The sequence below is a fragment of the Streptococcus mitis genome, from assembly GCF_003942765.1.
Classification (GTDB): domain Bacteria; phylum Bacillota; class Bacilli; order Lactobacillales; family Streptococcaceae; genus Streptococcus; species Streptococcus mitis_BE.
On record NZ_RJNW01000002.1, the window covers coordinates 300,456 to 314,322 of the forward strand.

Annotated in this window: 2 protein-coding genes; both read left to right on the top strand. The window is 41.0% G+C overall.

Annotated features, from left to right (window positions below):
* Nucleotides 1–38: 38 nt before the first annotated feature.
* Complete coding sequence (locus D8849_RS05275; protein WP_125386412.1) at nucleotides 39–6,551, top strand: SpGH101 family endo-alpha-N-acetylgalactosaminidase; 6,513 nt, start codon at nucleotides 39–41, stop codon at nucleotides 6,549–6,551.
* Nucleotides 6,552–6,693: 142 nt separating this feature from the next.
* Nucleotides 6,694–13,867, top strand: a 7,174-nt coding sequence (locus D8849_RS05280; RefSeq protein WP_125386413.1) for a beta-N-acetylglucosaminidase domain-containing protein, incomplete at its 3' end; no start/stop codon positions are given.

The following is a 13,867-nucleotide window of genomic DNA, read 5'->3' on the forward strand; positions in this document are numbered from 1 at the left end:
AAACGCTTACGAAGATTAGTGAAAGGAATCAGGAGTTAATGGATAAACGATTTTTTGAAAAACGATGTACATACAGCATTCGTAAATTTGCACTAGGTGCTGCTTCAGTTATGATTGGGGCTAGTTTTTTTGCTACTGCTCCAGTATTGGCTAACACACCAACAGTTGGCTCAACAGATAATTTGCCAAGTGAGCTGGCTGATTTGGATAAAAAAGCGAGCGATAATGGACGGGAGTTCGATAAAGAAGCTGCAGCAGCAAATCCAGGTTCTGCTGAAACAACGGATGGACCAAAAACTGAAGAAGAGTTACTAGCTCTTGAAAAGGAAAACAAAGAAACTACTGACAAGTTGCCGAAAGAATTAGAAGGTAAAGTTGAAAAAGCTACTGATAATGGTAAAGAGGTAAATAAAGATCAATTAGCACAAGATACTGGTAGTCTAGTTCCTGAAGATGTTGCCAAAACAAAAAATGGAGAATTGAACTATGGCGCTACTGTTAAGATTAAGACTCCATCAGGAGAAGGTAGTGGTATTGTCATTGGTAAGGATCTTGTTTTGACTGTTTCTCACAACTTTATCAAGGATCAACAAGATGGAAATATTCGTAAAGTTGTGGATAATGATAAAGGAGATGGCGATATTTTTAGTATATCCTACCCTGGTTTAGATGATGTAAAATTTAGTAAAAAAGATGTGATTCACTGGGATAGAGATGGTTATCTAAAGGGCTATAAGAACGATTTGGCTCTTGTGAGATTGCGTACAGTTCTTGAAAATGCTCCTGTTGAAGTTACTGAAAAGCCAGTTGTTAAGAAAGTTGGGGATAAAGTCAATATGTTTGGCTATCCTGCTGGTAAGTTGGCGCCAGTTATTAACACTGCTGTGGATTTTGCTGAATCTTATGGTGAAGGTGTTCAAGGAGTTGGTTATCAAGGTGGACAACCAGGTGCTAGCGGTGGCGGTATCTTTGACACGGATGGTAAATTGATTGGAGTTCATCAAAATGGTGTGGTCGGTGTCCGTAGTGGAGGGATCCTTTTCTCTCCAGCTCAATTAAAATGGATTCAAGATCATATTAAGGGAATCTCTAGTTCAAAACCAGCGAATTTAGAGGAAACTGAAAAACCAGTTGAAGAAAAGCCAAAAGCAGATAAGCCGAAAGAAGAAAAACCAGCGACAGCTAAGCCAGAGACACCAAAGGAAGTCACTCCTGAATGGCAAACTGTAGCAAGAAAAGAACAGCAAGGGACTGTTGCTATTCGTGAAGAAAATGGTGTTCGTTACAATAAGTTATCTTCAACAGATCAAAATGACAATGCTAGCAAACCAGCTTTGTTTGAAAAGCAAGGATTGACTGTGGATGCGAATGGGAATGCGAATGTAGATCTCACTTTCAAAGAAGAATCTGAAACAGGCAAATCACGTTTTGGTGTTTTCTTGAAATTTAAAGATACAAATAATAATGTCTTTGTTGGATATGACAAAGAAGGTTGGTTCTGGGAATATAAGACACCAGGTAATAGCACATGGTATCAGGGAGGCCGTGTTGCAGCTCCAGTAAATGGCTCAGTGAATCATCTGACTATTAGCTTAAAATCAGATGGTCAGCTGAATGCAACAAATAATGATGTAAAACTTTTTGATACGGTTACTTTGCCAGCTGCTGTTAATGAAAATCTTAAAAATGAAAAGAAAATCTTACTTAAAGCTGGTACATATGGTACTGAAAAGACAGTTGTAAATATTAAGACTGACAATCAAGACGGAGTTCAAGCTACTGAAGCTACTGCTGAAAAAGAAACTGGTGCGGTGGTAGATGATAGTAAAGTGACTTATGATACCATCCAGTCTAAAGTCCTAAAAGCAGTGATTGACCAAGCCTTTCCACGTGTCAAGGAATATACGCTAAATGGCCATACTTTACCAGGACAGGTTCAACAGTTCAATAAAGTATTTATCAATAACCATAAAATCACTCCTGAGGTTACTTATAAGAAAATTAATGAAACAACTGCAGAATATGAAATGAAACTCCGTGATGAGGCTAATCTTATCAATGCGGATATGACAGTTCGTCTGCAAGTTGTGGACAATCAATTACATTTTGATGTAACTAAGATTGTCAACCACAATCAAGTCACTCCAGGTCAAAAGATTGACGATGAAAGAAAATTACTCTCTACTATTAGTTTCCTCGGGAATGCTTTAGTATCTGTTTCTAGTGAGCAAGCTGGTGCTAAGTTTGATGGGGCAACTATGTCAAACAATACGCATGTCAGCGGGGATGATCATATTGAAGTAACCAATCCAATGAAGGATTTGGCTAAGGGTTACATGTATGGATTTGTTTCTACAGATAAGCTTGCTGCAGGTGTTTGGAGTAATTCTCAAAACAGTTACGGTGGTGGCTCTAATGACTGGACCCGTTTGACGGCTTATAAAGAAACCGTTGGAAATGCCAACTATGTCGGAATTCATAGTTCTGAGTGGCAATGGGAAAAAGCTTATAAGGGTATTGTCTTCCCAGAGTACACTAAAGAACTTCCAAGTGCTAAGGTTGTGATCACTGAAGATGCTAATGCGGATAAGAAAGTGGACTGGCAAGATGGTGCCATTGCTTATCGTAGTATCATGAACAACCCTCAAGGTTGGGAAAAAGTCAAGGATATCACAGCTTACCGTATCGCGATGAACTTTGGTTCTCAAGCACAAAATCCATTCCTTATGACCTTGGATGGTATCAAGAAGATTAATCTCCATACAGATGGTCTTGGACAAGGTGTTCTCCTTAAAGGTTATGGTAGTGAAGGTCATGACTCAGGCCACTTGAACTATGCTGATATTGGTAAACGTATTGGTGGTGTCGAAGATTTCAAGGCTTTGATTGAGAAAGCGAAGAAATATGGAGCTCATCTAGGTATCCACGTCAACGCTTCTGAAACTTATCCTGAGTCTAAATACTTTAACGAAAATATTCTTCGTAAGAATCCAGATGGAAGCTACAGCTATGGTTGGAACTGGCTAGACCAAGGTATTAACATTGATGCTGCTTATGACTTGGCGCATGGTCGCTTAGCTCGCTGGGAAGAATTGAAGAAAAAACTTGGTGAAGGTCTCGACTTTATCTATGTGGACGTTTGGGGCAATGGCCAATCAGGTGATAATGGTGCATGGGCTACCCACGTTCTTGCTAAAGAAATTAACAAACAAGGCTGGCGCTTTGCGATTGAGTGGGGTCATGGTGGTGAATACGACTCTACCTTCCAACACTGGGCAGCTGACTTGACCTATGGTGGCTATACTAATAAAGGTATCAACAGTGCTATCACGCGCTTTATCCGCAACCACCAAAAAGATTCTTGGGTTGGGGATTACAGAAGTTACGGTGGTGCAGCCAACTATCCACTTTTAGGTGGTTACAGCATGAAAGACTTTGAAGGTTGGCAAGGTCGTAGCGACTACAATGGCTATGTAACTAACTTGTTTGCCCATGATGTCATGACCAAGTACTTCCAACATTTCACTGTCAGCAAATGGGAAAATGGAACACCTGTTACAATGTCTGACAATGGTAGCACCTATAAATGGACTCCAGAAATGCGAGTGGAATTGGTAGATGCTGACAACAATAAAGTAGTTGTGACTCGTAAGTCAAACGATGTCAATAGCCCACAATACCGTGAACGTACAGTAACTCTCAACGGACGTGTCATCCAAGATGGTTTAGCTTACTTGACTCCTTGGAACTGGGATGCGAATGGTAAGAAACTTCCTACTGATAAGGAAAAAATGTACTACTTCAATACGCAAGCTGGTGCAACAACTTGGACGCTTCCTAGCGACTGGGCGAATAGTAAGGTTTACCTTTATAAACTAACTGACCAAGGTAAGACTGAAGAACAGGAAGTAGCTGTGAAAGATGGTAAGATTACCCTTGATCTTACTGCAAATCAACCATACGTTCTCTACCGTTCAAAACAAACCAATCCTGAAATGTCATGGAGCGAAGGCATGCACATCTATGACCAAGGATTTAACAGTGGAACTTTGAAACACTGGACTATTTCTGGTGATGCTTCTAAGGCAGAAATTGTCAAATCACAAGGCGCAAATGAAATGCTTCGTATCCAAGGCAATAAGAGCACAGTCAGCCTTACTCAGAAACTGACTGGCTTGAAACCAAATACTAAGTATGCCGTTTATGTCGGTGTTGATAATCGTAGTAATGCTAAGGCAAGTATCACAGTAAATACTGGTGAAAAAGAAGTGACTAGCTATACCAATAAGTCACTAGCTCTTAACTATGTCAAGGCCTATGCCCATAATACTCGTCGTGACAATGCTACAGTTGATGATACAAGTTACTTCCAAAACATGTATGCCTTCTTTACAACGGGTTCAGATGTATCAAATGTCACTCTTACTTTGAGTCGTGAAGCTGGTGATGAAGCAACTTACTTTGATGAAATTCGTACCTTCGAAAACAATTCAAGTATGTACGGAGATAATCATGATACAGGTAAAGGAACATTTAAACAAGACTTTGAAAATGTTGCTCAAGGGATTTTCCCATTTGTAATTGGTGGTATCGAAGGGGTTGAGGATAATCGTACTCACTTATCTGAAAAACATGATCCATATACACAACGTGATTGGAATGGTAAGAAAGTCGATGATGTTATCGAAGGAAATTGGTCATTGAAGACAAATGGACTAGTGAGCCGTCGTAACTTGGTTTACCAAACAATTCCTCAAAACTTCCGTTTTGAAGCTGGTAAGACTTATCGTGTAACCTTTGAATACGAAGCAGGATCTGACAATACCTACGCCTTTGTAGTCGGTAAGGGAGAATTCCAATCAGGACGTCGCGGTAATCAAGCAAGTAATTTGGAAATGCATGAACTACCAAATACTTGGACAGATTCTAAGAAAGCTAAGAAGGTAACCTTCCTCGTAACAGGTGCAGAAACAGGCGATACTTGGGTGGGTATCTACTCAACTGGTAACGCAAGCAATACTCGTGGAGATTCTGGTGGAAATGCTAACTTCCGTGGTTACAATGACTTTATCATGGATAAACTTCAAATTGAGGAAGTCACTCTAACTGGTAAGATGTTGACAGAAAATGCTCTGAAGAACTATTTGCCAACGGTTGCCATGACCAACTATACCAAGGAATCTATGGATGCCTTGAAGGAGGCTGTCTTTAACCTCAGCCAAGCAGATGATGACATTAGTGTAGAAGAAGCGCGTGCCGAAATTGCTAAGATTGACGCTCTGAAGAATGCCTTGGTACAAAAGAAAACAGCCTTGGTAGCAGAAGACTTTGAAAGTCTAAATGCTCCAGCGCAAGCGGGAGAAGATTTAGCAAATGCCTTTGATGGTAACTTATCAAGTCTATGGCATACGTCTTGGAATGGTGGAGATGTTGGTAAACCTGCAACTATGGTCTTGAAAGAAGCGACAGAAATCACAGGCTTCCGTTATGTGCCACGCGGATCAGGATCAAATGGTAACTTGCGAGATGTGAAACTGGTTGTGACAGATGAGTCTGGTAAAGAACATACTTTCACTGCAACTGATTGGCCAGATAACAATAAACCAAAAGACATTGACTTTGGTAAGACAATCAAGGCTAAGAAAATCGTTTTGACAGGTACTAAGACTTATGGAGACGGTGGTGATAGATATCAAGCCGCTGCTGAGTTGATATTTAGTCGTCCACAGGTTGCAGAAACAACTCTTGATTTGTCAGGTTATGAAACAGCTTTATCAAAAGCTCAAAAATTAACCAGCAAAGAGAATCAAGAGGAAGTAGCAAGTGTAGTAGCTAGCATGAAATATGCTATGGATAACCATCTCTTGACTGAAAGAATGGTTGCCTACTTTGCAGAATATCTCAACCAACTACAAGATCAGACTGTGAAACCAGATGCTCCTACAAGTAGTAAAGGTGAAGAGGCAGCACCAATTCTTGAAGTGCCTGAGTATAAAGGTCCGCTTGGAACAGCAGGTGAAGAAGCAGCACCAATTCTTGATGTACCTGAGTATAAAGGACCACTTGGAACAGCAGGTGAAGAAGCAGTTGTTAATGAAGTTCCAGAATACAAAGGTGGAGCCAATGCGGTAGAAGCAGCTGTCAATGAAGTTCCAGAATACAAAGGTGGCGCTAATGCAGTAGAAGCAGCTGTCAATGAAGTTCCAGAATATAAAGGCGGAGCTAATGCAGTAGAAGCTTTGGTACATGAATTGCCAGAATACAAAGGTGGAGTCAATGCGGTAGAAGCTTTGGTAAACGAAAAGCCAGCCTACACAGGACTATTGGCTACAGCAGGTGATCAAGCAGCACCAACTATTGAAAAACCTGAGTATCGGATTAGTCAATTGGGTCAAGGAAAACTTGCAGAATCTAAAACTTCAGTTTCAACAGAAGATCAGAAGAGATTGCCAGAAACAGGAGAAAGCCAATCTGATACAGCTATCTTCCTAGCAGGCATCAGTCTTGCCTTATCTGCTGCTGTCCTTGCAACAAAACGTAAAGAAAATTAAAGAAGACTCGATTTTAGAGTTTATCGGAACTAGAATTCAGACAGAAATAACTTAGTTGGAGAGAACCTCTAGGTTCTCTCCATTTTCAAATGGAAAATGAGACCGCTTACTGTAATAAGTGGGAGAAAGGAATAGGAGAAAGATGGATAGACATTTTTTTGAAAGACGTTGTCACTATAGTATTCGAAAATTTGCAATTGGTGCAGCCTCTGTATTGATAGGTGCTAGTATCTTTGGTGCAAATGTAGTGCAAGCTGCAGAGACAGTTGGAACACCTGAGAAAGAAGGAACAATTACACAAGCTCAGCCACTAGATAAGTTGCCGGACGATTTAGCAGCTGTTTTAAAGAAAGCAGAATCAGAGGCAACGGCAGATGCAGGTCATGAAGAAAATCATGAAAATACTGCAGGAACAAGTCCTGCAGCAACTGAAGAAACAAGCCCAGCAACAACTCCAACAGCTCCCAAACCAGCTGAGACTCTGAAGCCGGTTGAAACACCAAAAGCAGATTCTAAACCTGTAGAACCAGCTACACCTACAATCAAACCGGTTGAAAATCAAATTGAAGATAGAGAAGATCGTAACCACTTAGAAGGTGTCACTGTCCAAGCAAACGACTCAGAAACTGGAACTCCTTTTACTGCTGACAAGGCAGTAGATGGGGATCCTGATACTCGTTGGGCAACAAATCCAAATATTAACAAACCAACTTTCGAATTAACTCTTCCAAAAACTACACTTATTAGGCATGTAGAGATTGATTGGGATCGCCGTGTCCGCAAGGGACAAAATGATCCAAATATCAAATCTTGGAGCCTCTACTATGCAGGTCAAGATGATGTAAATGCTAGTGGAGAAAAACAATGGAAACTAGCTCATACCAAGACTGGAGAACCTGTTTTAGATGAGAAAGTTGACTTAGCCAATAGTATTCAAGCTAAATATCTCAAGTTAGAAATCAATGACTATCAAGCGGGCACAATGGGCTGGAGAAACGTTGGTATTCAAGAAATTCGAGCTTATTCGAATATTCCTGATACAAGTAAGGTAACGGATATCCGTCAGGTTACAGAATTGACTGTTGCTAAAGACGGACAGTCTCTTGTCTTGCCAACTCTACCAGGAAAAGTCAGTCTTATCGGTAGCAACAAACAAGGTGTGATTGACCTTCAAAATCATATCTATAAGCCTTTGACTGATCAACGCGTTAAAGTTATGGTAGAGCAAATTAAAGATTCACATACCTTTACTAAAGAATTTGAAGTAGTCATCAAGGGGCTACATCAGGACGAAGGTGTGGGTATCAAACCAAAAGTAGCACCAGCTGTTCAACAATGGTATGGAAAAGAAGGTCAATCTTCTATCACTTCAGATACAGTTCTTGCGACAGGAGATTCAGGCTTTGATCAGGCTGCAACCTTCTACCAGTCAGATCTTGCTAGTCGTGGATTGGAACTTGCGACAGGTGACAAGCAGGCTCAAAAACGAATTGAATTTAAAAAAGTTGAAAACAAGGGTTATGGTAAGGAAGGTTATGCCATCACTATCCAAGATGGTGTCATTACCATCGAAGCTGCAACGAACACAGGAGCCTTCTATGCTACTCGTACTCTTCTTCAAATGGGGGAAAGCAATCTCCAAAATGGAGAAATTCGTGATTTCCCAAGTTTCAGCCACCGTGGCTTTATGCTAGATACAGGTCGTAAATTTATTCCTTATGACACCCTTGTAGACATCATGCTCAATATGGCTTACTACAAGATGAACGACTTGCAGTTGCATCTCAACGATAACTATATCTTCCTAAAGGAACACTTGGCAGGTAAGAATCTAACACAAGAAGAAGAGCTTAAGTATGTTCTAGAACATGCTAAGACAGGTTTCCGTGTAGAGACAGATATTGTCGGTAAGAATGGTCAAAAATTAACATCAGACGAGCACTATACTAAAGAAGAGATGCAAAATCTGATTAAACTTGCTAAGGCCTTGCATATCAATCTAGTTCCAGAAATTGACACGCCAGGTCATGCTCTGTCATTTGTCAAAGTTCGTCCAGATCTCATGTATCAAGGTAGCCTGAGCGATTACAGAGGTAAACATAACGTAGAACGCGTAGCCATGCTCGATCTAGATAATAAATACGATGAAACGCTGGCTTTTGTCAAATCAGTTTATGATAAACTTCTTGATGGTCCAGATGCACCACTTCATGGGGTATCTACTGTTCATATCGGAACGGATGAATACTACGGAAGTAGAGAAAGCTATCGTCGTTATGTCAATGACCTTATTAAATACATTAAAGGGAAAGGCTATACACCTCGTATTTGGGGATCGCTCAGTGCGAAACGAGGTAAAACAGCGGTTGATTGGAAAGATGTAGAAGTTGATATCTGGAGTATTGGCTGGCAGCAACCAAAAGAAGCTATTGCTCAGGGAGCTAAGATTATCAACATAACAGATATTCCAACCTATAGTGTACCAAATGGTGATAATCGTCAAACAGCTTATGGTGACTATGCTAACTATGAAACACAATATAATAGGTGGACACCAAATGATTTCCGAACAGGTCATGGTCCACTTCTAGAAGCATCAAATCCAAATGTAATTGGTGGTGGCCACGCAGTTTGGAATGACAATATTGATCTTCATGAGACAGGTTTGACATCTTATGATATCTTTAAACGCTTCTTTAAGAGCATGCAAACAACTGCAGAACGCACTTGGGGATCTGACCGTGCGGAAGCGACATTTGCAGAACGTATCCTACCAGCGAGCCCTTATGCGCCACAGTCAAATCCTGAAAAAGAGATTGATCAAAGTGATTTGTTTACTATCAATCCTGAAACAGTGAAAAACTATGCAAGTAAGAAAGTAAAAGCATCTGATCAAGGCTTAGCATTTGACAAAGACAGTAGTATCGAAGGATTAGCTGGTGATGTTGGTCCAAGTCATGTCTTGAAGTTTGATGTAACTGTCACTGGAGACGGTGAACAAACCTTCTCAACAAGTGGAGACAACCGTATCTATCTAGCTGATAAAGACGGCTATCTTGCTTATCAATTTGAACAGTTCCATATCCAGTTCAAGAAAAAACTTGAAAAGAACAAACGTTATCAAATCTCTATTGTGACTAAACCACAATCAACGGAATTCTATGTGGATGGTGAGAAGATTGAACGTATCGCAAATCCAGATCACCCTCGCTTTGCTCACAATAGCTTGGTTCTACCGCTTGAAAGCATCGGGGGATTCAAAGGAATTTTACATAGTGCAGAGTTGTCAGATAAACCATTTGTAAATCCTCGTTTGATTCCAACAGATCATTTCACAGTTTCTGCAACTAGTCAAGAAACACCAGGAACAGCGACTGAAGGCACTGTTGAAAAAGCCTTTGACAATGATCCAAACACCTTCTGGCATACTAAATGGACTGGTGATACTGCTCCGTACACTCTTTCTATGACCTTGAAAGAAGCAGAAAAAGTCAATGGTTTGACTTATCTTCCTCGTCCAGGTGGTGGAAATGGAGTCGTGACTAGCTACGAAATCTACGCACAAAAAGATGGCCAAATGGTCAAGGTTTCAGAAGGAAACTGGGACAACAACGCTCAAGAAAAAACAGTTAACTTTGCGGCGGTTCATACCAACAAGATTGAGTTGAAAGTTCTATCAGGTGTTGGGGGCTTTGCAAGTGCAGCTGAAGTTCATCTATTGAAACCTATCAAAGAGGGACAAGAAACACCAGAACCAGAACAACCATCTACACCTGAAACTCCAAAAGTCGAGCAAACAGGTGATGGAACAGTTGAACTGGCGGATCAATTCACAGCAAGCAAACCAGCTAGCGAAGATAGTATTGCAGCTGCCAGCAAGAGCGCAGATTATCTCAAGAAAGAGTACAAGGTTTTCCCAACGCCACAAAAAGTGACTTATGGAGAAGGAGTCACAGCCCTTCGCAAGCAAGTCAATCTGGTCATGGGCGATCAACTCGATATCTATACTCGCAATCGCTTGAAGAGTGTCTTGCAGGACAATCAAGTATCTTATACAACTGGTAAGGCAGCAATCGCTGGCGCAACCAATATCTATCTTGGGGTGCATGGACAAGGCTCACAAGCAGAGCAAAACTTGTCCAATGTTTCAGCAGGTCTCTTTGACAAGATTGACGCCTATGTCTTGAGCATTAAGGATAATTCGATTTCCATCGTCGGAAAAGACACTGATGCGGTCTTCTATGGTTTGACAACCTTGAAACATATGCTCAAAGAAAGTCAAGTTCCAGTTCTTCGCAATGTGACAGTGGAAGATTACGCTGAAATCAAGAATCGTGGTTTCATCGAAGGTTACTATGGAAATCCATGGTCTAATGCCGATCGTGCTGAACTCATGCGTTTTGGTGGCGATTTGAAATTGACCCAATATTTCTTCGCACCAAAAGATGATCCATACCACAACAAGAAATGGCGTGAGCTTTACCCAGAAGAAAAACTAGCTGAAATTCGTGAACTTGCTCGCGTCGGAAATCAAAGTAAAACTCGCTATGTCTGGACCATCCATCCATTCATGAACAACCGCATCCGCTTTGGTAATGAAGCGCATTACCAAGAAGACTTGGCAACTATCAAGGCTAAATTTACTCAGTTGATGAAAGTGGGTGTCCGTGAATTTGGTATTCTAGCCGATGATGCACCGAGCCCAGTTGGAGGCTACAATAGCTACAACCGCTTGATGCAGGATATGACCAACTGGTTGACAGAAATGCAAGGAACTTATAGCGGTCTTCGCAAAGAAATGATCTTTGTTCCAGGTCAGTATTGGGGTAATGGGCGTGAAGCAGAGTTGAAATCTCTAAATGAAAATCTCCCAAGTTCAACCTCTATGACCTTGACGGGTGGTAAGATTTGGGGTGAAGTTTCTGAAGGCTTCCTATCAACTCTCAAGAACAATCTAACTGCAGGTGGTAAAACTTATCGTCCAGTATCACTTTGGGTGAACTGGCCAGTTACAGATAACTCTAAACAACACTTGATTCTAGGTGGTGGTGAAAAATTCCTTCATCCAAATGTAGATCCAAGCTTGCTGTCTGGTATCATGTTGAATCCAATGCAACAGTCTGAACCATCTAAGATTGCCCTCTTCGCTGGAGCTCAATATACATGGAAACAGTGGAAATCAGAAGAAGAAGCTAAGAAACTCAATGACATTGCCTTCAACTTTGTTGAAAATGGTCATTTTGAAGATAGCAAGGTATCAGCAGCCTTCCGCGAACTCGGTAAGCACATGATTAACCAAAACATGGATGGTCGTGTCGTTAAACTAGAAGAATCAGTTGAATTAGCTCCAAAATTGACAGACTTCATGACTAAGCTCAAAGCGGGTCAGGATGTAACTGCAGAACGTGCAACCTTGCGTGCAGAGTTTGCCAAGATTAAAGAAGCGGCTGAACTTTATAAAGCATCAGGTGATAAAAAAATGGTTGCACAGATCCACTATTGGTTGGATAATGCAATCGACCAAATGAATGCCCTTGATGCCTTCCTAACAGGAACAGAGGCTATGGCTACAAATGATGCAGCCAAACTTTGGGATAGCTACTATAAAGGTTTGAAATTGTACGAACAGTCTCAAACTCATACCTTCCATTATGTAGACCATCTTGAAAAGGCTGAATTGGGTGTTCAACATATCCGTCCATTTATCCTATCCTTGAAAGAAGTTCTAGCTTCTGAAGTTCAAAAAGTATTGCATCCAGATCAAATCATTAGTAGTTTCATTACTAATAGAACGGGTGTAGAAGGTGGTCTGGCAGAAGTAACAGATGGTGACCTAGCAACACATGCCCTCATTAAATCACCAAATAGTATCAAGACAGGTGATTATATCGGTATGAAATTTAACAAACCGGTAGATATCCAAACATTGACCTTTGCTATGGGAACTCAGGCAAATCCACGTGATACCTTTAGTAAGGCTGAAGTGCAGTATCAAGATGAAAAAGATAATTGGGTAAGTTTGAAAGAACCAACTTATGTTGGTAATGAGTCACTTGTTCAGTTTGAAAATCTTAACATCAAAGCTAAAGCAGTACGTATGATTGCTACAGAAGATCGTGATGATACCTGGTTTGCAGTTCGCGAGATTGCAGTAAATCGTCCAGTAGAGAACGCTCGTAAACAACAAACTGCTACAATTAGCCTCAGCTCAAATCTAGTTTATAAATTGAGAACATCAGCAAGTCAAATTACTGATGGTAAAGATAATACAGAAGCTATGATGGCAAATGCTGACGGCAGCAATACGACTCCAGTAGATGCCTGGGCACAACTTGACCTAGGTGAAGTCAAGTCAGTCACTAAAGTTCGTCTTCGTCAAGGAACTGGCGATAAACTTGCCGCAGGTGTACTTGAGTACTCTACAGATGGATCTGCATGGCAAGAGTTAGATCGCCTATCAGGAGAACAAACTAAGGAAGTGACTAGAGCTATCAATGCTCGTTACATCCGAGTACGCAATACCAAGGCAAGTGACCTTTGGTGGCGTATCCAAGACTTCTCTGTTGAGACACGTTCTGGAAATAGCGACTTAACAGATACCAACGTGGATGCCTTGAAAGAAACGCCAATATTTGATAGCCTTGGTCGTTATGAATTTCAAATTCCAGCTGGAACTAAACTTCCTGCAAATAGCTATCTAGGAATGAAACTTGACCGTATCCATCAAGTCAAAAGCATCCAGCTCCAAGGTCAAACAAATCCAGCACTCAGTCTAGAGTATTCTGCAAATGCTCAAGAATGGACACCAGCTAGCCAGTTGACAGACAGAACTGTCGCAACCCACTTGGTACGTTATGTTCGTCTTGTGAATAAAACAAATCAAGAACAAGCTGTGACAGCCACTTCTCTCCTTGTAACGACTAAAGAAGTGCAACCAACCAAACTAGAATCTACAACTATGGGTATTCATCCAACATACGGAAGCAATGATGTTCGTAAGATTAATAACCTCGATCAATTGTTTGACGGTGTCTACAACAACTTCGTTGAGTTTTCAGACTATGCCCATAAAGATGGCCATGTAACCTTGAAACTTGGTAGCGAACGCACTATCAAGAAGATCAGAGCCTACATCCAAGACGGAACTCAAAACTATCTTCGTGATGGTAAAATCCAAGTCAGCCAAGACGGTAAAACTTGGACAGATGTTGTGACAGTGGGAGATGGTGTAGCCAATAGTACACACGATGATTCATTGACAGATGGTTGGACACATGATTCTAAGATGCCAGGAAATCGTTACATCGAGGGTGAAT

What these genes read in the sequence shown, in the direction of transcription:
- D8849_RS05275 (WP_125386412.1), top strand. Translation starts at nt 39, where the DNA reads ATGGATAAACGATTTTTTGAAAAACGATGTACATACAGCATTCGTAAA.